General features: G+C 47.2%; 26 protein-coding genes and 2 pseudogenes. 13 read left to right on the plus strand and 15 right to left on the minus strand.

Annotated elements, in window-relative coordinates:
- Nucleotides 1-107: 107 nt before the first annotated feature.
- Both MJO57_RS16285 and MJO57_RS16290 read left to right on the plus strand, forming a co-directional pair.
- Entirely contained in the window at nt 108-1085 is a 978-nt protein-coding gene (locus MJO57_RS16285; RefSeq protein WP_252017311.1) for a transposase, read from the plus strand.
- 318 nt (nt 1086-1403) lie between these two features.
- Nucleotides 1404-3062, plus strand: coding sequence for an electron transfer flavoprotein-ubiquinone oxidoreductase (locus MJO57_RS16290; RefSeq protein ID WP_252017312.1), 1659 nt, complete (start codon nt 1404-1406; stop codon nt 3060-3062).
- 20 nt (nt 3063-3082) lie between these two features.
- On the opposite strand, the gene MJO57_RS16295 is transcribed toward MJO57_RS16290, so the two are convergent.
- Nucleotides 3083-3661, minus strand: a complete 579-nt coding sequence (locus MJO57_RS16295) for a DUF1285 domain-containing protein (protein WP_252017313.1) — start codon at nt 3659-3661, stop codon at nt 3083-3085.
- A gap of 194 nt (nt 3662-3855) precedes the next feature.
- On the opposite strand from MJO57_RS16295, the gene MJO57_RS16300 reads away from it, so the two are divergent.
- Nucleotides 3856-4752 carry a YiiX/YebB-like N1pC/P60 family cysteine hydrolase gene (locus tag MJO57_RS16300; protein WP_252017314.1) on the plus strand — a complete coding sequence of 299 codons (897 nt, stop codon included), beginning with the start codon at nt 3856-3858 and terminating at the stop codon, nt 4750-4752.
- 222 nt (nt 4753-4974) lie between these two features.
- On the opposite strand, the gene MJO57_RS16305 is transcribed toward MJO57_RS16300, so the two are convergent.
- Nucleotides 4975-6156 (minus strand): hypothetical protein, encoded by a 1182-nt coding sequence (locus MJO57_RS16305; protein WP_252017315.1) that lies wholly within the window; start codon nt 6154-6156, stop codon nt 4975-4977.
- 318 nt (nt 6157-6474) lie between these two features.
- On the opposite strand from MJO57_RS16305, the gene MJO57_RS16310 reads away from it, so the two are divergent.
- Nucleotides 6475-7041: a transposase gene (locus tag MJO57_RS16310; protein WP_252017316.1), complete on the plus strand. Its 567-nt coding sequence runs from the start codon at nt 6475-6477 to the stop codon at nt 7039-7041.
- A gap of 7 nt (nt 7042-7048) precedes the next feature.
- On the opposite strand, the gene MJO57_RS16315 is transcribed toward MJO57_RS16310, so the two are convergent.
- From MJO57_RS16315 to MJO57_RS16345, 7 genes are all read right to left on the minus strand, one after another.
- Nucleotides 7049-7624: an IS4 family transposase gene (locus tag MJO57_RS16315; protein ID WP_252017317.1), complete on the minus strand. Its 576-nt coding sequence runs from the start codon at nt 7622-7624 to the stop codon at nt 7049-7051.
- A 207-nt stretch (nt 7625-7831) separates the two neighbouring features.
- On the minus strand, nt 7832-9193 hold the full coding sequence (locus MJO57_RS16320; RefSeq protein ID WP_252017318.1) for an ISNCY family transposase: 1362 nt from the start codon (nt 9191-9193) through the stop codon (nt 7832-7834).
- A 51-nt stretch (nt 9194-9244) separates the two neighbouring features.
- Nucleotides 9245-9913, minus strand: a complete 669-nt coding sequence (locus tag MJO57_RS16325; RefSeq protein ID WP_252027044.1) for an IS4 family transposase — start codon at nt 9911-9913, stop codon at nt 9245-9247.
- Nucleotides 9900-11036, minus strand: a complete 1137-nt coding sequence (locus MJO57_RS16330) for an IS4 family transposase (protein ID WP_252027045.1) — start codon at nt 11034-11036, stop codon at nt 9900-9902. The genes MJO57_RS16325 and MJO57_RS16330 overlap by 14 nt, the downstream gene beginning before the upstream one ends.
- 37 nt (nt 11037-11073) lie before the next feature.
- A protein-coding gene (locus MJO57_RS16335; protein ID WP_252017319.1) for an IS3 family transposase occupies nt 11074-12644 on the minus strand; the annotation gives its coding sequence in 2 pieces (ribosomal slippage) (nt 11074-12170 and nt 12170-12644; 1572 coding nt in all).
- Nucleotides 12596-13006, minus strand: coding sequence for a transposase DNA-binding-containing protein (locus MJO57_RS16340; RefSeq protein ID WP_252017320.1), 411 nt, complete (start codon nt 13004-13006; stop codon nt 12596-12598). Before MJO57_RS16340 ends, MJO57_RS16335 begins: the two co-directional genes overlap by 49 nt.
- Nucleotides 13007-13054: 48 nt before the next feature.
- Complete coding sequence (locus MJO57_RS16345; RefSeq protein WP_252017321.1) at nt 13055-13369, minus strand: transposase DNA-binding-containing protein; 315 nt, start codon at nt 13367-13369, stop codon at nt 13055-13057.
- A 120-nt stretch (nt 13370-13489) separates the two neighbouring features.
- Between MJO57_RS16345 and MJO57_RS16350 the strand changes: the two genes are divergently transcribed.
- A complete protein-coding gene (locus tag MJO57_RS16350; RefSeq protein WP_252017322.1) occupies nt 13490-13984 on the plus strand; it encodes a hypothetical protein in 495 nt (164 codons plus the stop codon).
- Here the strand turns inward: MJO57_RS16350 and MJO57_RS16355 are convergent, their stop codons facing one another.
- Genes MJO57_RS16355 through MJO57_RS16365 form a run of 3 tightly spaced genes read right to left on the minus strand, consistent with a single transcriptional unit; the run spans nt 13985 to nt 15155 of the window.
- Entirely contained in the window at nt 13985-14548 is a 564-nt protein-coding gene (locus tag MJO57_RS16355) for an IS3 family transposase (protein ID WP_252017323.1), read from the minus strand.
- A gap of 20 nt (nt 14549-14568) precedes the next feature.
- Nucleotides 14569-14793: an IS3 family transposase gene (locus MJO57_RS16360; protein WP_252017324.1), complete on the minus strand. Its 225-nt coding sequence runs from the start codon at nt 14791-14793 to the stop codon at nt 14569-14571.
- Between the two features lie 59 nt (nt 14794-14852).
- Nucleotides 14853-15155 (minus strand): transposase, encoded by a 303-nt coding sequence (locus tag MJO57_RS16365; RefSeq protein ID WP_252017325.1) that lies wholly within the window; start codon nt 15153-15155, stop codon nt 14853-14855.
- Nucleotides 15156-15221: 66 nt separating this feature from the next.
- Between MJO57_RS16365 and MJO57_RS16370 the strand changes: the two are divergent.
- Together MJO57_RS16370 and MJO57_RS33295 are read left to right on the plus strand one after the other, a co-directional pair.
- A pseudogene (locus MJO57_RS16370) lies at nt 15222-15336 on the plus strand (recombinase family protein); the annotation flags it as partial.
- 41 nt (nt 15337-15377) lie between these two features.
- A pseudogene (locus MJO57_RS33295) lies at nt 15378-15482 on the plus strand (hypothetical protein); the annotation flags it as partial.
- Here the strand turns inward: MJO57_RS33295 and MJO57_RS16380 are convergent.
- Both MJO57_RS16380 and MJO57_RS16385 read right to left on the minus strand, forming a co-directional pair.
- Entirely contained in the window at nt 15475-15957 is a 483-nt protein-coding gene (locus MJO57_RS16380; protein ID WP_252026893.1) for an IS1595 family transposase, read from the minus strand. The pseudogene MJO57_RS33295 and the gene MJO57_RS16380 sit on opposite strands and share 8 nt — an antisense overlap.
- Nucleotides 15958-16142: 185 nt before the next feature.
- On the minus strand, nt 16143-16412 hold the full coding sequence (locus tag MJO57_RS16385) for a transposase (protein ID WP_252017326.1): 270 nt from the start codon (nt 16410-16412) through the stop codon (nt 16143-16145).
- A gap of 283 nt (nt 16413-16695) precedes the next feature.
- On the opposite strand from MJO57_RS16385, the gene MJO57_RS16390 reads away from it, so the two are divergent.
- The 4 genes from MJO57_RS16390 to MJO57_RS16405 all read left to right on the plus strand — a co-directional run bounded on the left by MJO57_RS16390 (nt 16696) and on the right by MJO57_RS16405 (nt 20929).
- Nucleotides 16696-16953 carry an AbrB/MazE/SpoVT family DNA-binding domain-containing protein gene (locus MJO57_RS16390; RefSeq protein WP_252017327.1) on the plus strand — a complete coding sequence of 86 codons (258 nt, stop codon included), beginning with the start codon at nt 16696-16698 and terminating at the stop codon, nt 16951-16953.
- Nucleotides 16950-17291 (plus strand): type II toxin-antitoxin system ChpB family toxin, encoded by a 342-nt coding sequence (locus tag MJO57_RS16395; protein WP_252017328.1) that lies wholly within the window; start codon nt 16950-16952, stop codon nt 17289-17291. Before MJO57_RS16390 ends, MJO57_RS16395 begins: the two co-directional genes overlap by 4 nt.
- 290 nt (nt 17292-17581) lie before the next feature.
- Nucleotides 17582-18699, plus strand: a protein-coding gene (locus MJO57_RS16400) for an IS3 family transposase (protein WP_252027047.1) whose coding sequence is annotated in 2 segments (ribosomal slippage) — nt 17582-17813 and nt 17813-18699 — 1119 coding nt in all. Because the reading frame shifts where the segments join, the coding sequence is not laid out codon by codon here.
- 43 nt (nt 18700-18742) lie between these two features.
- Nucleotides 18743-20929 (plus strand): host specificity factor TipJ family phage tail protein, encoded by a 2187-nt coding sequence (locus MJO57_RS16405; RefSeq protein WP_256493351.1) that lies wholly within the window; start codon nt 18743-18745, stop codon nt 20927-20929.
- Here MJO57_RS16405 and MJO57_RS16410 read toward each other — a convergent pair.
- A complete protein-coding gene (locus tag MJO57_RS16410; protein ID WP_252017330.1) occupies nt 20916-22430 on the minus strand; it encodes an IS66 family transposase in 1515 nt (504 codons plus the stop codon). The genes MJO57_RS16405 and MJO57_RS16410 overlap by 14 nt on opposite strands.
- On the opposite strand from MJO57_RS16410, the gene MJO57_RS16415 reads away from it, so the two are divergent.
- Complete coding sequence (locus MJO57_RS16415; RefSeq protein ID WP_252017331.1) at nt 22429-22893, plus strand: hypothetical protein; 465 nt, start codon at nt 22429-22431, stop codon at nt 22891-22893. The genes MJO57_RS16410 and MJO57_RS16415 overlap by 2 nt on opposite strands.
- Nucleotides 22894-23196, plus strand: coding sequence for a hypothetical protein (locus tag MJO57_RS16420; protein ID WP_252017332.1), 303 nt, complete (start codon nt 22894-22896; stop codon nt 23194-23196).
- Nucleotides 23197-23326: the final 130 nt, after the last annotated feature.

The raw sequence follows: 23326 nt of genomic DNA on the forward strand, positions 1-23326 counted from the left end.
CTGGAAGCTTGAACGGTGATTCTGGAAATCATCAAAAAGTGTTCAAAAGAAACCAGAATAGGTGTTCAAGTGTTACCAGAATGGGTGTTCAAGTGTTACCAGAATGAGTGTTCAAGAGTTACCAGAATATGCAACAGGTAGCCCCCGATGTTATTGAACACGTCGTTAAGGAGAAAAGTTACCTTCCGATCTTTCTTGATGGAACGGAGATTGAGGTGGATGGCCATCTGTTTCAGGAAGCTAAAGTCGGCTACAGCGGCAGTCGGCAGTACTGGCTCCACAGTATTTTTATCGGGCACCTGTGGGCCAGTGCCCGCCTCAACCCGGGGGCTTCTGACGTTTGTTATGGCTGGCAAGAGCAGCTTGAGAATGATGTCGTGCCTTTGGTGAGTGACGACATCCCCGTTTGGGCCAGAATGGACAATGCCTACTACAGAAAACAGATTGTGGAATGGTTTGAAGCCCGTCCGTGGGACTTCTCTATCAGCGTCACCAATGACAACTACTGCCGTCCAGTACTCGATTGTATTGAGGGTTTACCCAAAAGTGCCTGGACGCCTATCCGCAGTGACAACACAGAAGAGGCGATCCTGTCTTATCACCAGCCTGCCGGGTGGAACCGTCAGCAGACGTATGTCGTGACCCGCCGCTGGCATGACGGAAAACAGTGGCTGGCAGTGCCCCGCTACTCAGTGATACTGGTCAGCCGCTCTGATCTGCCGTTGGCAGAACTGGTGCGTCGCCACCGGGAGAAGCAGGGGCAGGAGAATGCCCAGAAAGGTCCACTGATTGATCTGGATTTGCACCATCCACCCTGTCGCTCATTTCACGCCAATCAGGCTTTTTACGCCTGTGGTCAAATGGCACAGATTTTACTGAGAGCTTTGCAGTACAAGGCTTTGCCAGAGAAAGAGAGAAGACATGGTATTCGCCCGCTGATCAGGAAAGTGATCCGGTCAGTGGGCCGGTTAACCTATAGCGGTAAAAAGTGGACATTGTGGTTCGTCAAAACGGCTGCAGATCTTGGATGGCTGTTGGAGATCAGCAACAGGCTGGACATGAAGCCTCCGCCGATTTGCAGCTGATCAGTCCAAGATTGCCGACTTGACGAATAACACAGAGTGCTGTGGAGCCCTGCTTTACCTAAAGGGTGATAATTGAACGCAAAACACACAGGTTGCACCATGAATACGAGCTGATTTGGATAGCATTTTATCGACCCTGTATGAAAACTGTACAAATTTGCTTCTGGTACAGAGTATCCGATCAGCTATCCATTCTTAAGCGGGAATTAAGGACGTATTGTTCATTAGAGGAAACACTGAGTATAATGCCAAGGAATTTCAAACAGTTGTTTTAATCGTTGTCTGAAAAATAACACTCCGACAGGGAGGAAGCTCATCATGGAACGCGAATCCATGGCATTTGATGTCGTTATCGTGGGCGCAGGCCCTTCCGGTTTGTCGGCCGCTTGTCGTCTGATGCAATTATCACAGGAACAAAATACAGAGCTCAGTGTCTGTGTTGTAGAGAAAGGCTCTGAAGTAGGAGCACACATTCTTTCCGGTGCCGTTTTTGAGCCAACTGCCCTGAATGAATTATTCCCGAATTGGAAAGAGCTCGGTGCCCCATTAAACACTCCAGTTTCATCCGATGAAATTTATGTACTTCGCTCAGAAGTAAAATCGATAAAAGTACCCGATCTTTTTGTGCCGAAAACCATGCACAATACAGGTAATTACATCATCAGTCTGGGGAATCTCACTCGTTGGCTGGCAGAACAGGCTGAATCGCTTGGCGTTGAAATTTTTCCGGGCTTTGCTGCCCAAGAGGTGTTGTTTAATGACGATGGCAGCGTAAAGGGGGTCGCCACTGGAGACATGGGCATTTCAGCTGCTGGCGAAAAAAAAGACAGCTTTATGTCAGGCATGGAGCTTCATGCCAAATATACCCTCTTTTCCGAAGGTTGTCGTGGACACCTGGGCAAACAGCTTATTAGCCGCTTCGATCTTGATGAGGGGCGTGATCCTCAGCATTACGGCATCGGTATCAAAGAGCTTTGGGACGTTGCGCCAGAAAAACACCAACAGGGTTTGGTTGTTCACACCGCAGGCTGGCCACTGGCTGAAAGTGGCTCAACGGGCGGAGGGTTCCTCTATCACCTTGAGAATAACCAGGTAGTACTGGGCCTCATTACTGACTTGAGCTATTCAAATCCGCATCTTAGCCCCTTTGAAGAATTCCAGAGATTCAAAAAGAGTCCGGTTATCAAACAATATCTGGAAGGTGGAAAACGTGTTTCTTACGGAGCAAGAGCGCTGGCCAAAGGCGGTCCACAGTCATTGCCTGAAATGGCCTTCCTTGGCGGACTCCTGATTGGTTGTGACGCAGGAACCATGAACGGCGCAAAAATCAAAGGCTCACATACCGCTATGAAGTCAGGAATGATTGCTGCTGAAGCGGTTTTTAAAGCTGTCAGTGAAGGTTCTGAAGGTGGCAATAAGCTGGATTCGTTTGATGAGGCATTCAGAACGTCCTGGCTTTACAAAGAATTGCATCAGCAGCGGAATTTTGGTCCGGCCATGCATAAGTTCGGCAATCTCTTTGGCGCAGCCTTTGCCTTTACGGACCTAAATATCTTCAATGGTAAATTACCATTTACCCTGCATGACAGAACTCCGGATTATGCTCAGCTTGAACCCGCTGCAGAGTCTACCCCTATTAACTACCCGAAACCCGATGGCGTTATCACATTTGACCGTTTGAGCTCAGTTTTTCTCTCTAATACCAACCACGAAGAAGATCAGCCCTGCCACCTGCAGCTTGCAGATGCAGTTATTCCTCTAAAGCAAAACCTTCCAGTCTATAACGAACCTGCACAAAGGTATTGCCCTGCAGGAGTTTATGAAATTGTTGTTGATGAGGGTACTGCCGAAAAACGGTTTCAGATCAACAGTCAGAACTGCGTCCACTGTAAGACGTGTGACATCAAAGACCCGGCACAGAATATTACCTGGATTGCACCAGAAGGAGCTGGCGGCCCGAATTACCCTAATATGTAATCATCGTACATAAGGGCGGATCAACCGCCCTCTACAAATCCCAACGAATAATCTCTTCCCTGACTGCTGATTTTTAACTCGATCCCACCTCCTGCATCAACTTCTCTAGCCTCTTCAATTAATTGGTAAAAGACATTTCGGTTAACTAACGCATTCAATCGATCCCTGACTCTGATGTAAGGTACAAGCTCACCAGTTGCTTTGTGCTTCATCATTTGCAAAGGATGCTCTCTATCCAACACCACCTCATCGCCCACATTGGTACTGAACAAGTACTCAGGACCGTTTGAGCCATCGCGAACCTCTGCAGAAACCGCAATAAATGGTACATCATCAACCTGAATTCTCACTTTTTCCACCGGAGTGACCAGGTAGTAGTGACCATCATCATCATGCCTGAGAACTGAAGCAAATAGTCTCACCATTGATTCCCTGCCAATAGGGGAGCCGTTGTAGTGCCATCGACCATCCCGACTGATGCGCATATCAATATCACCACAGAAAGGAGGGTTCCAGCTGTGAACAGGAGGCAACTCTTTCTTTTTTTTCAAAAACTGTAGATGTGAAACGATATTGTCCGGATTAGATTGGCTGCTCACAAAACATTCTCCCAAGCTGGCTGTTCGGCCCATTATTCTGTTTTATTCGGGAATAACAATTTTTTGATGATTTAGTGGACACTTGTATTTAACCATTTGAAAACATGAAAAAAATGTCAAATTTATCTCTATTTATAATTTATATAACAACAAATGCTAACATAAAGAAATAAGAATTGGCTCAGGACTGGAGCATGAAACTCTTCAAAATGGTTGCGGGATGTCTTACTGACTGGCTGAGCCGTAATGTTCAGAACACGGGAAGCCCCCTGTGTGATTTTGAACGTGTCAGGCACGAAATTAAGCCCTGCGATGTCCTGTTGGTGGAGGGAAGATCCCGAGTTAGTCAAGTCATTAAACAAACTACTCAGAGTCCATGGTCACATGCCATGCTTTACATCGGTCGACTCCATGATATTGAGGATGACACAATTCGCCAGGTGGTCAGTGAGTCCTATGGAGGCTCCCCCGATGAACAACTGGTTATTGAGAGTGAACTGGGAATTGGTACCGCAATCCAGCCCTTGAAAAACTATGAAGGGGAGCATTTGCGTATATGCCGCCCTAAAGGGTTGAGTTATAGCGATAGCCAGAAAGTCATACACTACGCGACCAGTCGGCTGGGTATGGATTATAACGTCCGGCAGATTCTTGATCTTGCCAGATTCTTCTTCCCCTACTCTTTTCTCCCCAGAAGACTTGGCTCCTCACTGTTTCAACACTCTCCGGGTCAGGAAACAAAAACCGTTTGCTCAACCATGATTGCAGAAGCCTTTAGTTTTATTCATTTTCCCATCCTGCCTTTGGTTAAACATGATGGTGAATCTGGCGTACAACTTTTTCAACGAAATCCTAAGCTTTGCACTCCCAGTGATTTTGATTACTCTCCCTACTTTCAGATTATCAAGTATCCATTTCTGGATTACAGTCATCATGCAGATTATCGACTACTACCTTGGCATGGCCAGAGAGTGCTCGAGGGACGAGAAGCAGATTTTTACATGTCCTCCCAGCAAATCGAGCAACTACAGAAAGAAAGCGCTGTAGATCATGAAATCTCGCGTGATGCAACCTCATTCCACCCACCTTAAGTCCCGCTTAACGAATTGAAAAAGAAAGGCTAAAGGGATTGAAAGAAGCGTTCCCTGTGCTGTTCAGACAAAATACCTCCAGAGCGGTTAGTAAAACCATGACATTAACGCTCCCGGATAACCGGCAGTATTCCGTTAATTTTGATCGTCCAAATGGTGCTCCCGTAGAGGCCCAGCAGGTTATGCCGTTTGCCTATCCAGAGGACAGCGACCATTACCTTCTTACCCTTCGATTATTGACTTTCCAGTCAATCTGAGAGGCGGAGGGGGGAGAGGAAAAATGGATATTGATTCAAGCTCACTATTCTTGGCTTTATTCGATTCTCTTATAAAAGCGGTAGCTTGCTTACCAGCAATTTTTGCTTGTTCTCTATCACCGGTATTCTTGAAAACTTCATAGTAAGCCTTCTGATAGGCCTTCCCTTGCTCGGATTCACGGTAAGCCTTCCGGGTAGCCTTCCCTTTATCAGATTCAAGGTAAGCCTTGCGGCTAACCTTCCGTTTCTCAGACTGTTCGTATGCCTTGCGGTAAGCCTTCCGTTTCTCAGACTGTTCGTATGCCTTGCGGTAAGCCTTCCGGGTAGCCTTCCCTTTCTCGGATTCACGGTAAGCCTTTTGGGAGTCCTTATCAGGAGAGCTAGTCAGAGATTCACCAGAAACGGAAGCAGAAGCATTAAAATCAAACTCATTTTCAGAAGATCTATTTTGTTGACACTTTTCACTATTGAGTTGTGGAGTAATCATTGCAACCGGTGCTTCAGGCTTGGAAAATGTTTCAATGCGATCTTGACCAGGAATAGGTACTGGTTGATGAAGGTTATTATCAATAGAGACTTGCGGGGTTGATTGCCCCATACCTGAAAAACTATTTCCAGCAGTGTTTTTTAATGTTGAATCAAATTGAGGATGATTAGCATTGATAGAGTGTGACTGAGCATGCGCTTTAACGGCCATACTCCAAACCCGATCGATTCTTAATCCTGATTGACTGGTATAAAGAATATTTTCGTCGCTTTGTTGTGCCTTGGTTTTATCTGATAAGCCTAATAGCTCACTTCGTTCAGGTTCTTGATGATAAATAACCCTCACCAGCGCTTTTGGAAAGCGGTAATCGCTGAATGGGTTATGGAAGCTATCACCATACGGATTTAAGGTGTTTAAATGATTGTTTGGTGTAGTTTGTTGAACTTTCAGTCCGAATACCGTGCCATTGCGCTGCGGATAGTCATTCAAAACTGAACCGCTACTTGAGACAGCAGGTTTATACGCTTTCTGAACATTTGGATACAAGAAGTGTGAGTTAAAATATGGATTATCCATTGAATAATTGAATAATTGAATAATTGAATAATTGAATAATTGAATAATTGAATAATTGAATAATTGAATTATAGCTAAGAACACGCCTTCTTATATAAAGTTCACCCCTTTCGGGATTCATTCTTCATTTATTTATGTCAACCACGCATAAGGGCTTGCTGTGGCGATTACGAACGATGACGTTAAGCTATTTGAAAGCCAGCGCCTTACAGATGGGTAATCGAGCGAATTAATATTGACTGGAATATCAAACATGCCTTTGTCTATCTACCTTAAGTCCCGCTTAATGATTTGAAAATGAAAGGCTGTGTCGGCTGGAAGGAGCGCCCTCTGTGCTGTTCAGGTAAAATACCTGTGCAAACAACGAAGCACCTGCGAGGTGCAACACAGGGACGCAGTACGATGATAATTCCCAAGCCTGAAAAAATCGAGATCGAATTCACTGACGCTAAACTAACCGGTATGGCTGGGGCTCTTTTTATCGCCCGCCTTGCCCGTCGTTTTAAATTGCCTGAGCAGTTATCAACCCATATCCAGCTCAAAAAACGTAACCGAGGTTGTGATGATAAAGACAGCCTGCTGGGACTGATTTACAACTTCTGTGCGGGTAACGGACACCTTTCTGATATGGATATTCTGCAAAAAGACAGGCCAACCGTCAGTCTGCTTGGCCTCGAAGATGTCAGAGGCTCAAGGCGAATGGGAGAGTATCTTTCCCGGTTCAAGGCCGATTCTGTGAAGGCGTTGTACGGCGTTATTCGTGATCTCTGCCGACAGGTAGCCCCCGATGTTATTGAACACGTCGTTAAGGAGAAAAGTTACCTTCCGATCTTTCTTGATGGAACGGAGATTGAGGTGGATGGCCATCTGTTTCAGGAAGCTAAAGTCGGCTACAGCGGCAGTCGGCAGTACTGGCTCCACAGTATTTTTATCGGGCACCTGTGGGCCAGTGCCCGCCTCAACCCCTGACTCTTGATCACATCTCTCCAGCGCTGAACTGCCGGGCTATCTGCCAGGTTTTTACCCGATCCTGCAATTTCGCCCAGCCTTCCCATACCACTAACCAGCCGGGCTGCCCTGTATGCTTTGAATCACCCCAACCACCAAGCCGAGCAATCGTTTGAAGCAGCCAAGTGACTGTTGGCGGCTTATCGGGCAACGCTTTTTTTTCATAGGTTAGCCAGAGAACCTGCCATTCATCATCACTGACCACCTCATTCGCGAGTGTTTTTTCACTCCAAAGCTTTCTGTCTTTGTGCTGCCTGTCATTCGGTAACATTAATGCTTCACGGATTTGCATTAGTCTGACAGCGACAAACATTAATATGACCGCAAGTCGTTCAATGTTATCCGGAGATTGCAGACGAAGCCTTTCTACTCCTGCTCCCGATTTCCAAGCCTTATGGAACTCTTCTATTCGCCATCGGAGCTCGTAAAATCGAATGATAGAGCGACAGTCTTCGAATGTTTCAATATCTTCAGTTGTCAATAGTACCCAGTGCAAACGGTCTTCGGAGTCATTGCCAATCTCTTCAGCCGACACAATATTCATAGTTAGTTCTCGTCCAAAAACGCATCAGGCAATCATAATTAGATTGTACGTGCGTTTTGATATTTCCTGAAATTCCAGAGAGCCGCAAAAACTCTTCCCTTTTTTTCTCTAATCTGGGACGGATATTGGAGAAAAACGCGAAAAGCAGGCAGAAAACATCCTCCCACCATGCTGGAAAGGTACTTTCATGTAGCGTGGAGGTGGCTATCAGGATGGTGCCGGGTGTCTGGCCAGAATCACCAGGTTGTAACAGACCACCGATAACCAGCAATGAGAATCAAAACGCTCAGAACCCTTGCAGTGGCAACGTGATAGCCCAAAACATCTCTTTAGCCACGAAATTCCCGCTTCAATACCTGCCCGGAAGCGAAAGAGCGTTTTATACACATACTGACTTTTAGTCATCTCTTCGACTTCAAGTCCGCGCTTCTTATTAAAAGCTACATCGCTGATTCCCATGGCCTTGGCTTTTTCCAAATTAGCGCGACACGCGTATCCGCCGTCACCGCTTGTCTGGCGAGGTACACGACCATAAATTTCTTTTTGTCTTTCCATCATCGGAATGAATTGGTCCGAATCCGCTGGGTTACCTTCCTCAATAACCAGGTCCAGGATCAATCGACTTTTTCCCTGAACCAGGTTCAGTTTATGGCCATACTGTACTTGCCGCCTGTCTTTTACGATGATATCCGTATGGGGTTCATACAGGCTAACCACTTTTTCCTGGGCTGGCACCTTTTCACCCTTAAAGACCCTGCGCTCTGTCTGGGAGACTATTGCATCCACCAGGGGTAACAGGTGATCCACATCGGCCTGCCACTTGTCGGCATCATCAGCCAGGAGACACTGCCCCTGCTGACGGGCGTTTGCTAGCGTGACAGTAGCTTCGATAAGTACCTTCCGGGATTTTCGGGTCAACTGCAGCAGTTTTTTATAATGCTGATGCCGCTCTTCTTTGCCAGCGTAGATGCATTTTCTGGCCGCATCTTTTACGGCTCGGTTGTGATGGGTATATTCATAAAGCGGTGTCGCTGTCAGTGTTTGTCCCCGTTCCAGCAGCCGACAAATTTCTTTAACGGAACTGGCTAAAAGATCACTGTCGCAAGGAGGTTTGATATCCGATTCGGTGACTGTGCTGTCAATAGCCACAGTGCGCCCTTTTTCAATACCCTGATCTTTAGCGGTCATTAGCTGACAGTTATTAATCCGTTCCCATGTAGATGCAGTAAGAAGGCTGATGAGCCCATGCAAACTGGAGCGACTGGGGCGCTGGTTTGGTTCGAGGCGACAAAAGTCTCGAAAGAGCATGGAGTCCATCAAAACAAACGACAAGTAGTCATAATCACAATTCAAATACTGTTTCAGGAGTGCCGCACGAAGAACGGATTCTGCTGATAGTCCGTTCCGCCCAGTGTTCTGTTTATCACCAGAACTTAAGTCCTCATAAATCCAGTCATTGAACTGTGGATGGGCGTCAAGCCATTGCGAGATACCGGAAAGCTGGGAGCAGATTTCATGAGGTACGTAATGGAGTTCCATACTACACTGCGGGTTGCGTTTTTTGCGCATTTGGAGTCCTCTGTTTTTGGCAATCCCTTATGTTTCTTGCTCTTGGGAAGTTTAGTCGCCAGATAGCAGTAGGGCTCCACTTAATTTTTCAGGATAAAATCTACAGTTTTCAATTGGTTGTGTTTTTGGACGAGAACTAGTTACCGGTTCCGGCCTGCCGCCTGGCCTTTGCGGCGCCTGTATTGTCATCTTCTTTCTTTTGACCTGCAGCGTTGCCTTTCGCTTCTTTCTACCTCCTTTTTGAGGAACCACTATCGTATATTTCCCCAACACTTCAGTCTGAGCTAAGGAATCAAATAATAAGAGTTCGCCATCCACCAGGATTCTGTTTTGTGTAGCTCTTACAACAAACCGCTGTCGGTTATCCAGTTTGTAGTGCATATATTCGTATATATCCGCCTCCCGGTCGCAAACACTGATGATGTCAGGCATTTTACCCCCCATCCTTTGTTCTGTGTTTTCAGAGGCTCTTTGCCACTTAAAGCTTTCCTTTCCCTCGTAAGGTAGCTGACGACGTTGGTTCTTTTTCCCCCGCTGAACGTCCTCTCTAACCCATCGTTCTTGATCAATAAGCCCAATGCTTCGCTCTGTATCCGCATCAACCAAGAAGACAGAGTGGACGTGGAATCCTCTGGTTTTAGAGCCTTCAGGACCTCCAAGATCACCAAGCTCGGATCTGACAGCATGTTTATAACCTGACTCTTGATCACATCTCTCCAGCGCTGAACTGCCGGGCTATCTGCCAGGTTTTTACCCGATCCTGCAATTTCGCCCAGCCTTCCCATACCACTAACCAGCCGGGCTGCCCTGTATGCTTTGAATCACCCCAACCACCAAGCCGAGCAATCGTTTGAAGCAGCCAAGTGACTGTTGGCGGCTTATCGGGCAACGCTTTTTTTTCATAGGTTAGCCAGAGAACCTGCCATTCATCATCACTGACCACCTCATTCGCGAGTGTTTTTTCACTCCAAAGCTTTCTGTCTTTGTGCTGCCTGTCATTCGGTAACATTAATGCTTCACGGATTTGCATTAGTCTGACAGCGACAAACATTAATATGACCGCAAGTCGTTCAATGTTATCCGGAGATTGCAGACGAAGCCTTTCTACTCCTGCTCCCGATTTCCAAGCCTTATGGAACTCTTCTATTCGCCATCGGAGCTCGTAAAATCGAATGATAGAGCGACAGTCTTCGAATGTTTCAATATCTTCAGTTGTCAATAGTACCCAGTGCAAACGGTCTTCGGAGTCATTGCCAATCTCTTCAGCCGACACAATATTCATAGTTACCGGTTCCGGCCTGCCGCCTGGCCTTTGCGGCGCCTGTATTGTCATCTTCTTTCTTTTGACCTGCAGCGTTGCCTTTCGCTTCTTTCTACCTCCTTTTTGAGGAACCACTATCGTATATTTCCCCAACACTTCAGTCTGAGCTAAGGAATCAAATAATAAGAGTTCGCCATCCACCAGGATTCTGTTTTGTGTAGCTCTTACAACAAACCGCTGTCGGTTATCCAGTTTGTAGTGCATATATTCGTATATATCCGCCTCCCGGTCGCAAACACTGATGATGTCAGGCATTTTACCCCCCATCCTTTGTTCTGTGTTTTCAGAGGCTCTTTGCCACTTAAAGCTTTCCTTTCCCTCGTAAGGTAGCTGACGACGTTGGTTCTTTTTCCCCCGCTGAACGTCCTCTCTAACCCATCGTTCTTGATCAATAAGCCCAATGCTTCGCTCTGTATCCGCATCAACCAAGAAGACAGAGTGGACGTGGAATCCTCTGGTTTTAGAGCCTTCAGGACCTCCAAGATCACCAAGCTCGGATCTGACAGCATGTTTATAACCCAGGGTTGTCGGTGTTTGTCAACATAGTTGTCGCCTCAACTTAAGCGGCTTTGCTTAGTTGATCATCAGCAGGTCTGTCGGGATTCAACCAGACTTCATCAGCCAGATCCCAGTTCCTTGTTGACCTCTTTCCCCAGCGCTCTGGGTGACGTTCTTTGGCTTGTTCATAAACCTTTCTGCGGTTAGCCATAAGCACCTTGGTTTCACCACGATGCCTTTGCCCGGGTGTCAGAAATTTCAGCCCACTGTGCTTGTGCTCTTCGTTGTACCATTGGGCAAAACCATGCACCCAGCTACGTGCTGCTTCAAGATCAGCAAATGGCGTGCGCGGATAACCAGGGCGGTATTTCAGGGTTCTGAATATGGCCTCGGAAAAGGGGTTATCATCACTGACCCGGGGACGACTGAATGAGCTCACGACCCCAAGACGCTGCAGTGTTGACAGCATAGTGCCACCCTTCATGGGACTACCATTATCTGAGTGCAGAACCAGTGGCCACTCCAAGGCTGCAATTCCCTGTTTGATACAGGCTTTAGTGATCATTTCTGATGCATGCTCAGCTGATTCGGTTTCATGAATTTCCCATGTAACAATCATACGACTAAAGATGTCTATCACCAGGTACAGGTAATAAAACTGCCCCCGTATCGGAGAGCGCAGATAGGTAATATCCCAGGACCAGACCTGGTTGGGTCCGGTAGCACACCAGGACGTTGGCTTATACCTGTTTGGCTTGGCAGCACTGCCCCGATGATGCTGTTGCCCTGTTTCCTCCAACACCCGGTAAAATGTCCTTTCAGACCCCATATAGAGACCTTCATCTAACAATGTGGGCACAATCTGGCTGGGCGGAAGGCTTTTGAACCGCTCGCTGTTACAGACGTCAACAATCGCCTGTCGCTCAGCTTCAGAAAACTTGTTAACCGGTTCTGGCCTGTCAGCATTTTTGCGATTATCTGCGCGCACGTCATCACCCTGCATCCAGCGTTGTACAGTTCTTTCTGTAAGACCAAGGGCTTTGCAGGCTTTTGACTGACGAGCCCCATCTTTAACTGCCTGTTTAATCAGGCTAACAGCATTTTGTCGATCCGGGAGAGAGACTAATCGTCCTCTGGCGCCCCCCAGATCTCTTGGGCCTTTTTTGTGAGTACCAGCAAGGCAGCAGTTTCTGCTAACGCCTTGTCCTTGCGATTGAGTTCACGCTCAAGCTTTTTGATGGTTTTCTTATCTTTTTTGTGTTCGTCAGACAGCGCCTTACGCTGTTTTGACTGACTTTCAGGCTGGACAGAAACACTGTTAATAAAGGCAGCCTTCCACTGCTGAATTTGTTCAGCAAACAGACCTTTTTTACGACAGTATTCAGCCATTTCTGCTTCATTTAACGCAGCCGTTTCAATGATTACGGCTAACTTGTTTTCAGTTGTCCATTGATCTGGATTCTTTCCGTCGCCCGGCACAGGCACTCCTTTAGATACTGCTTTCTTTCGCCAAGTGTACAGGGTCACATCAGAGATACCAGTCTCACGTACCAACTGCGAAACTGGCACATTATTGGGTGGCATCATCTTCTGAATGATGGACTCTTTGAACTCTTCTGAATAGCGGGCCATTGATTACTCATAGACCGCCCCCTGTTGAGATTTCTAATTTCAGGAGAGGCGACAACTATGCTGACACAGGGGGTTGTTGTATCTTCGAGAGCCAGAAGTAGGCGAGACTGTCTCGCTATTTTGGCAGTTGCCTGAAAGCCTGCCTCAGCTATTGCTTCAGGCTTTACGGCCTCATTCTCAATCAGCCGGTAAGCTCCAGTTACCAGTGCGGTATAACCTTCGCATGAAGATGACAAAGAATTACCGGTATGAGCTGAAAGCTCGGCAGCAACTTTGACAAGTCGTTTTGTACGTCGAGTATCGCCCAAATCAGCACATCCAAAAGTTAGTTCTGACCATGGTTTAGGAGAAAGTGGAAGCATGACCTGTTTTATCAGTGAGAAATGATAGAACAAGGTAGCTATTTGTGATCAAGAGACAGGTTTATAACCCAGGGTTGTTGTATCTTCGAGAGCCAGAAGTAGGCGAGACTGTCTCGCTATTTTGGCAGTTGCCTGAAAGCCTGCCTCAGCTATTGCTTCAGGCTTTACGGCCTCATTCTCAATCAGCCGGTAAGCTCCAGTTACCAGTGCGGTATAACCTTCGCATGAAGATGACAAAGAATTACCGGTATGAGCTGAAAGCTCGGCAGCAACTTTGACAAGTCGTTTTGTACGTCGAGTATCGCCCAAATCAGCACATCCAAAAGTTAGTTCTGACCATGGTTTAGGAGAAAGTGGAAGCATGACCTGTTTTATCAGTGAGAAATGATAGAACAAGGTAGCTATTTGTGATCAAGAGACAGCCTCAACCCAGGGGCTTCTGACGTTTGTTATGGCTGGCAAGAGCAGCTTGAGAATGATGTCGTGCCTTTGGTGAGTGACGACATCCCCGTTTGGGCCAGAATGGACAATGCCTACTACAGAAAACAGGTTGTGGAATGGTTTGAAGCCCGTCCGTGGGACTTCTCTATCAGCTTCACCAATGACAACTACTGCCGTCCAGTACTCGATTGTATTGAGGGTTTACCCAAAAGTGCCTGGACGCCTATCCGCAGTGACAACACAGAAGAGGCGATCCTGTCTTATCACCAGCCTGCCGGGTGGAACCGTCAGCAGACGTATGTCGTGACCCGCCGCTGGCATGACGGAAAACAGTGGCTGGCAGTGCCCCGCTACTCAGTGATACTGGTCAGCCGCTCTGATCTGCCGTTGGCAGAACTGGTGCGTCGCCACCGGGAGAAGCAGGGGCAGGAGAATGCCCAGAAAGGTCCACTGATTGATCTGGATTTGCACCATCCACCCTGTCGCTCATTTCACGCCAATCAGGCTTGTAGTGGTCAAGTAAAAATGGACACCTGATTAAGCCGCTTTCCTGAGTTCTTGTTGTTCAAAGTCCACAGGGCTCATGTAACCAAGATAAGAGTGAAGTCTGCGGTTGTTGTAGAACAAAATATAATCAACAACTGTCGCCTCAACATCTGCCCTTGTTTCGAAAATATAATGGTCAGTCCTTTCTCGTTTCATACTGCCAAAAAATTGCTCCGTTACCGCATTATCCCAGCAATTTCCCTTACGACTCATACTGCATATCATGCCGTATTCCCTGAGCTGAGCCTGATAGTCCAGCGAGGCGTACTGGCTTCCCTGATCTGAGTGGTGAAGCACTCCCGAACCAGGCTTACGACTCCACCACGCCATTCTCAAGGCTTCCAGCGGCAGCTCTGTGGTCATACGCTTGTCCATTGACCAGCCTACTATCTTCCGGGAATAGAGATCCATAACCACTGCCAGATACAGCCAGCCTTCGCGAGTCCATAGATAAGTGATATCAGTCGTATAGACCCTGTTTGCCTCTGTGACAGCAAACTCCCTGTTCAGAAGATTTTCTGCTACCGGAAGCTTATGCTTGCTATTCGTCGTCACCTTGAATTTTTTTGCATACTTCAAACCAGTCCCAAGCGCTTCATCAGTGTTGCTGCTTGATAGCGGCCAATATTGTAACCCTTGCCTTGCAGGGCTTTTGCCATTCTCCGGCTGCCATATGAGCGATCGGAGTCGATAAAAATTTGTTGTGCATCAGACTCCAGGCGGAACTGCTTGGCCAGAGAGTCCTTCTGATGTTCCTGTTGATTCTGCCAGCGATAAAAGCCACTGCGCCCAACCTGCATTACTTTACAGAGCACCTGAACCGGATAGGCCTCCTTCTCCTGTTGTATAAATGCAAATCTTACAACAGGTCTTTCGCGAAGAAGGCCGTCGCCTTTTTTAATATTTCCTGTTCCATTTTCAACTGGCGGTTTTCAGCTTCCAGCTCTTTTATTCGCTGCTGATCAGGCGTCAAAGCTTGCTGCCCTTTGCCTGGAAAAGACATTTCCTTTTTTTCATCCTGTTCCCGTATCCAGCGTCTCAGGTTGCCATCATTGATACCAAGACTTCTGGCAACCTCTGTTACAGCCTGCTTCTGCTCCACTACCATGGCAATGGCTTTACGCTTGAATTCCGGAGAATAATTTTTACGCTGCTTTGTCACTTTCTACCTCGTCACTAACTGCACTATTGTGCTTAACGAGGTGTCCTAAGTCATTAAACCACTTCAATGATCATCCAGATTTTGGCAGCGGTTGCTGAGGCCGAACGAGAGCGTATCCTTGAGCGCACCAACGAAGGTCGTTTAGCCGCCAAAAAATCAGGCGTGAAATTTGGCAGGAAACCTCACAAGAGTAGAGATCAAGCCAAGGCCATGATTAACGAAGGAGTGTCCATTAGAGACGTAATGGAAAGGACTGGAGTATCCAGAGCAACTTATTTCAGGCTTAAAAAAATGGTGGCTCTTTTCCAACTCCAGACTGCTATGTAACCAGCAAGTTGACTAAGGGCTGAAGAAGACTTTTGCCTCTTCGGCCAATATTATGCAAAAACTCAAAAAAGCCAAGGTAAAGGGGTAAAGCCTCTTGGGATATTCCCCTGTGAGGCCTTAGCCACGAGCGTAGAAGTGACCAAAACCCCTCCATAGTATTAACATGCACCTCGTAAATACCGTCTTTGTCATCATCACGAGCATACTCACCTTTGCCGTGACAGACCGTTTTATGTCTGAAGCCCCAGCTTTCAAGGTCATCATAGATGTTGTATTCATCGGTATAAATCTGGCTCTGTGGGGCTACGTGTTTCTTGATAAATGGTTCGATTGTCGCCTTCTTAACGTTCGACAGCATGTTGATAATGACCTGACCTCCCCTTTGAATCATTCCCAATACCGGCGGTTTGTCTTTTTCAAGAGTCCCACGGCCCGGAGCGCCTTTAAGCCTTCTTTTTCTCGGTGGACGATCCAGATTTTTTTAATGCTTCAGGGTGCCCTTGTGACCAGCTACAATGTAGACCTCGTCGAATTCAACTTCGCCATCAAGAATCACTTCAGGCTTTCGGTCAACAACACCATTTCGTAAGACTGTGGTCATATGGTGTGCATCACTGACACACAGATCAAGTTCCTGAGCTATCTGGCTGTTGGAGACGTTCAGCCCATTAAATAGAGACAGGCAATCCAGACTTTGAGTGGTCGGTGGTGTCCTGCGAAAACCGTATTTGTCAGGTCATCGAAGTAGCGCTTACAGGACTTACAGTAATAGTGCTGGCACTCTACCTGCACATTGTCGTGTCCATTCTTTTTGACATTCTCAGAATCACAGTGCGGACAGAGAACAGTGCCATCTGGCCAGCGGTTCTCACGGATCATCTCAAAGCAGGTGTCATTACTGATGAGATCTGAGATTCGGCCTATATTCATGGTCAATGCTGGCGATGGCTAATTATATCCACCAAGGATAGTTCAGCAGTTCGGAATTCGAAAAGAGCCTCGGGTTAATTCCCTTGGTGGTTCCGTCGTAGAAGAAATCTTCTAGCCCTTTGTGCCTGAACTTCTTAATCCCCATCGGTTTGCATTGCCTCGCCCCTAAGTGTAACCAACTTGGTTACAAGTTGCAATGTAACCGTATTGGTTGCAAGTATTTTTTTTGATTTTTCCTGAATAAGTTATAATATGTTATAACGTGAAAATATGGGAATTGTGTATGAATACAGTTATCAGGCGGATTGGTAATTCATCAGGAGCCATCATACCATCAGAGCTATTGAGAAGGCTGAACCTTAAAGACGGTGACAGTGTTGTTATCGCGGAAGTTAAGAACAGCCTGGTTATCACCAAGGCTACCAACCGGCCACACTATTCAATAGATGAATTGCTGGCCCAATGTGATCTGTCAGCCTCAATGCCAGAAGAATTAACCGAATGGGATTCTATCCTGCCTGCTGGGGATGAAATGCTTTGAGCGTTTATGAACGTGGCGATATTGTCAGAGTGAATTTAAACCCGGTGTCAGGATCAGAAGTACAAGGAGAGAGCCGACCTTGCCTTGTACTTTCTGTAAAAGCATTTAACTGCCTTGGCTCTACGCTGGTTGCTCCGATTACTCAGGGAGGTAATTATGCCCGTGTACAGGGTTTTACTGTTCCATTGATGGGAACGGGAACAGAGACTCAGGGAGTAGTGCTCATTAATGGCGTGAGGATGATTGACCTCAGGGCCAGGCAATCAAGGAAGGTTGAGAGTGCCCCCGAAGCACTGGTTAATGAAGTCCTGGCAAAGCTTCAAGCCATCATTGAATAGATAGGCTAAAGCAATTAACGGCTAATATTTCTATAGAAAATCTTAATAGGCCGTTTAGTCATGAGACCTGAGACTGAAAAATGCTTCATTGAACGCCGCGTTCAATTTCGCAGACATTACGGCGTAAAAGATCCCAGTGTTCTGTCTACGATCCAGGAACCATTAGAAACTGAAGTGGTTTAATGACTTAGGACACCTCGTTAAGCACAATAGTGCAGTTAGTGACGAGGTAGAAAGTGACAAAGCAGCGTAAAAATTATTCTCCGGAATTCAAGCGTAAAGCCATTGCCATGGTAGTGGAGCAGAAGCAGGCTGTAACAGAGGTTGCCAGAAGTCTTGGTATCAATGATGGCAACCTGAGACGCTGGATACGGGAACAGGATGAAAAAAAGGAAATGTCTTTTCCAGGCAAAGGGCAGCAAGCTTTGACGCCTGATCAGCAGCGAATAAAAGAGCTGGAAGCTGAAAACCGCCAGTTGAAAATGGAACAGGAAATATTAAAAAAGGCGACGGCCTTCTTCGCGAAAGACCTGTTGTAAGATTTGCATTTATACAACAGGAGAAGGAGGCCTATCCGGTGCAGGTGCTCTGTAAAGTAATGCAGGTTGGGCGCAGTGGCTTTTATCGCTGGCAGAATCAACAGGAACATCAGAAGGACTCTCTGGCCAAGCAGTTCCGCCTGGAGTCTGATGCACAACAAATTTTTATCGACTCCGATCGCTCATATGGCAGCCGGAGAATGGCAAAAGCCCTGCAAGGCAAGGGTTACAATATTGGCCGCTATCAAGCAGCAACACTGATGAAGCGCTTGGGACTGGTTGTGAAGTATGCAAAAAAATTCAAGGTGACGACGAATAGCAAGCATAAGCTTCCGGTAGCAGAAAATCTTCTGAACAGGGAGTTTGCTGTCACAGAGGCAAACAGGGTCTATACGACTGATATCACTTATCTATGGACTCGCGAAGGCTGGCTGTATCTGGCAGTGGTTATGGATCTCTATTCCCGGAAGATAGTAGGCTGGTCAATGGACAAGCGTATGACCACAGAGCTGCCGCTGGAAGCCTTGAGAATGGCGTGGTGGAGTCGTAAGCCTGGTTCGGGAGTGCTTCACCACTCAGATCAGGGAAGCCAGTACGCCTCGCTGGACTATCAGGCTCAGCTCAGGGAATACGGCATGATATGCAGTATGAGTCGTAAGGGAAATTGCTGGGATAATGCAGTAACGGAGCGATTTTTTGGCAGTATGAAACGAGAAAGGACTGACCATTATATTTTCGAAACAAGGGCAGATGTTGAGGCGACAGTTGTTGATTATATTTTGTTCTACAACAACCGCAGACTTCACTCTTATCTTGGTTACATGAGCCCTGTGGACTTTGAACAACAAGAACTCAGGAAAGCGGCTTAATCAGGTGTCCATTTTTACTTGACCACTACACTCTGACCTGTCCATTGACTACGTGATGCCTTCTGAGCGCACCAGTGACAGCGTTAAGGCAACCTATTGGGATAGAGAGAAAGGCTACAAAGAGCAAACCGTTCTCTGCGAGCTGCCCGGTGAAACTGCCGAGAATCCCGAAGAGATCAGCCTGTTTGGCTGCACCAGTCACGAACAGGCATGGCGCGAGGGAATGTACTTGGCTGCTTCCAATCGTGAGCGGCGCGTTATGGTCAGCTTTAAGACCGGCGTCGAGGGTTATATCCCTTCTTACGGCTCGATTGTGCTGGTCAATCACGACCTGTTGGGCAATGGTCAGATGTTTTCTGGCTATGTGATGGCGGCTGAAGAGAATGTATTGGTACTGGGCAATGAGATCAGTCTGCCCGGTGAAAACTGGTACATTGCTATTCGTGATAAATACGGCAGAGCCTCAGCCCCTCAGAAGATTGAGCAGGCAGGCGTTAACCGTGTGCGGGTATTGGGCGACCTGCCTGCAATCGTTACTGACACTTACAGCGCAGAGCCAAGCCATTACATGATTGGCCAGGGCTCCAACTGGTCAAAGCGGGTAAGAGTCACGTCAGTACAACCGGCCAATGATGACACCGTAAAGATCAGCGGGTTTATTGAATCTGACACGGTACATTCTGCCGACTCTGGCGAAGCTCCACCGCCTTCTCCCGATCTGGGCTTGCCTAACCCTGCACCCGGCAAGGTGGAAGATTTACGGGCAACGCAGGGAGGCACAACCACACAGCCGGTTATTAATCTCAGCTGGCGGCAGGCTCCCAACTCTGAGCGCTACCTGATCGAATACAGCAAAGACGGGCGGCAAACATGGCAACCTGCCGGAACGGGAACCAGCTATGTGACAAGTCACAGTTTTTCATGCGATCCGGGCATGGTCACGGCTCGCGTTGCGGGTATCGGTGCGCTCCTTGGTGAATGGACAGAGATTCAGGTCAACGCTGGCGGCGAGTTCGATACACCTGGGCAAGTGGTGCCGTTACTGGCGGAGCCTTTCACTGGTAATGGGCTGAAAGTGAAGTGGGAGCGAGAGGCAGCTGCAGCTCGATACCTGATACAAGTCATTCACGCTGACAGAGTGGTTAGGCAGGCTTACCTTGACCATACCTTCACAAGCTACGAATACAGCTATCAGGATGCGGAGCGGGACACTGCAGGACGTGTGCTCACCTTTCGGATTTGTGCCGAGAATGGCAATAATGTTTCTGGTGCCTGGAGAGAGCTGACAGCATCTAACCCAGTGCCAGCAGTGCCGAGTAGTGTAAAAGTAACCGGCCTGCTCAATACCCTGATGATTGAATGCGCAACGCCTGCTGATACGGATATCAGGGAGTTAAGAGTTTACGGCTCGCAGACTTCAGGCTTTGAGCCTTCGGCGGCTAATCTGCTGCATACTTCGGTTAATGCGCTGACCAGTGTTACGGTGCCAACTGATTCTCACTGGTTTATCAGGCTGGCATGGGCTGATAACTGGGGAAATACCGGGCTTGCCTTTTCCGGGGAGTTTGAAGCGAAAGCGGATCAGATTCTTGAAACCGTGATTGGTGATGACTATATCGAAACTCCGATGTTAAAGGCTAACTGCATTACCTCGGAAAAGGTGGAGGGCGGCACGTTTACCGGGCGTGAGTTTAATGCATCCATGAGGGTTGTTGCTGGCTCTGGGAGTAATACCGCAGGTATGAATGGTTCGGTAGACCCTCAAAACCCAGCAATCAATGAGATTCGGTTCTGGTCGGGAGCAGAATGGTTTGAAGCTGATACAGCGCCATTCCAGGTACGCAAGGATGGGTCTCTCTATGCAGTCAATGCGCGCATTTCAGGAGATATAACTGGATCAAATATATCGGGCGGCATTGTTGAGGGCTCACGAGTTATGGGAGGTGTGATAGAAGGGTCTCTTATAGTATCTGGCTCCAATGTGGTTGTTTCCCCAACCACTGCCGATCAGGGGGTTGGCACAATACGCTACTTCTACAACAAAGGAGAGGAATACGAAATAATTTCTTATGATGCCAGCGCCAGTCTAGCCGTAGCGACCTACAACTACACCGGAGACGGTCAGGTTGAGATTGCAGGCGAGACCGCGTACAAAAACTTTGTGCGGTTTGGGGATAGCTCTGCTGTTATTCCTATAGTGGTTCAATATTTAGTAACTATTCAGCACTGAGCAAAGGCATATTACAGTAATTCCGAACAGCTCTATGAAGTGATTGATATATGTCCATTCCCTGTTTTCTGGCAGACGACAAATAGCTGCGAATCCGTGCAAACATAGAACCACCGTCTGCACTCCTGAAGCAGCCTGAGATTTTCTGCTTTAACTTGGCCATTCGAACATCCCGCTCACTGCCATTGTTATCGAAGGGAATGGTAAAATCTGACATGAAGCGCAGTGTCTCAGCCTTGAACTCAGTGAGTCGTTTGAAGAGATTGTAAGCTTTAGTATTCTTGACTTTCTTGCGCTTAAGCTCCTCTCGTTGCTTCTCCATATAGACGACTTCTTTCATTAGAGCCCGCTGAAGCAACCGGTCATAAATCTTCTCGATTCGTTCACAGACAACACTTGGCATCTGTAGCATACCTATGGTCTTAAAGCCCTTGCAGTAATGCCAGGAAAGCCTCAGTAGCTTCATCAATCGCAACGCCAGTTGATTGCTGTCCCTATCAACAACACCCAAAAGCTCCCTCAGGTGATGGGCATTGCAAAGTACGTGAGTTGCCGCATATGCAAAATAGGATTTCCAATGATCATGAACCAGAACGCCTGCAAATGTTAGCAGTATGCCCATCGTGTCCATGGCCTCACGACCTCGCTTTTCAGACAAGTAGTAGAGCGTCCATTGTTCATCCCGCATAACGTGTAGCCAGTGCAAAGAGCCCTCGGCCCGCATACCCGTTTCATCGGCTCCGGCAACAGACGATTCCCGCAAGGCGTCACGAATAACCTCTTCAGTAGAAGCCAGATTTTCATAGGTTCTGGCCACAAAATTGGCGACAGTGCCTGCACTTACACTCATTTTATAGAGAGTATTAAAATACTCTGACACGCGCTTAAAAGGCAGGAAATGGTATTGGTTAAGATAGACGGCCATAGCCTGTGTGGCTGAGCCATATTGTGCGGCAGCGGTAACACCTTCCGGGAATTCAGCCTGATTCCGACAACCACAAGTGCAGATTTTTACTTCAGCTCTATGGGCCGTTACTTCAAATTCACCCGGTCTCCCTGGTTCAAACACCTGTCGTTCAATATATTTGACCGGCTCACTATCAAGAAGAGACGCCTGACATTTATTGCATTCTTTAACCGGAAGGTACTCAATATAGTCAGGGATATCGACCTGTTTAAGACAAGTGCCCTGATGCCCTTTCTTTCCACCGGCTTTATTACCAGAAGACTGTCTCAGACTTTTAGGATTGGGTTTTTCATCCGATGGATCGGTACCTTTATCTGCGGAAAGGTCGTCAGAATGATCTGGAGAATTACTGTTTTTACAAGGTTTTTGATAACCATCAGACGATGGCGGCTTGCTGCTGTTTTGACTGTTCTTGCCAACCTTTTCTTCCAATTCTCGACATCGCTCTTCCAGACAGGCAACTCTCATCCGCAGCTCTGCATTCTCTTTCAAGAGAATCTCAGCCGACATAGTTGCGGGTAGTTCTGGAATCATGCTGGCGAATATTGTGGAAAAATGGTGCTTAAGAGGATGGTATAAAAATCAGAAAATTCCAGATTTATGTGGGGGTGCTGAACAGTTACAATATTTATTGAGCTGGTCTCTGAACGACTGCAGGTCAGGTTCTCCCTGTACAGATAGAACCGAGTACCCATCCACCTTTGTCATAGAAGGCATTACCAAAGATGGGTCTATAACCGCTTTGGGCGCCTGGAATCCAAGGACTGATTACGATTCAGTCCGTGATGTAATGGGGACAGCCAAGAGAACGTGTTGCACTCAGTTTCATCCCGGTTCAGACCCTGTTTGCCACACATACAGCTCTTCTGTAGTAAGAGAGAAATTCTTTACCAAGAACTTAGTCATCAATTATTCAGGGCAACTTACCGGCATTCGTATCCGCGCTGCGAATAACGCTCAGACAGTACCCACCATAACGATTAAAGGACGGCTGTAAATGACAGAGGTTAATTATTACAACATCACCCCTGACGACTGGAAAGGCACGAAGCTGAACTTCGTTGGAGATGAAACAGCATGTAATAGGCTTGCGGATAAAATTATAAAAATTATTGCAAATGATCCAGATGAGGACATAAGGACATACTCATTTGATAGCTCTACAACGCCCATGCTGCACACAGCAACTACGGTATTCTTGATTGATACTGCCTTGCATCCACAGCAAGTTCAAATGGCCAAGGATAATAAAGTTCTGCTTGTCTATATGACCTATGAGGAGGCTACAGGCTACTCTTAGGGTAGACATTAAGCTCAAAAAAGGTTCGTTTCCGGCGGCAGAACCCACCTTGAACAGCCACAATAAAGCTTCGAAACCATTATCAATGGCTGAACAAGATGAGTACTGCAAATAGTAGATTAGTTGAAAA

It is taken from the genome of Endozoicomonas sp. SCSIO W0465, from assembly GCF_023716865.1.
Classification (GTDB): Bacteria; Pseudomonadota; Gammaproteobacteria; order Pseudomonadales; family Endozoicomonadaceae; genus Endozoicomonas.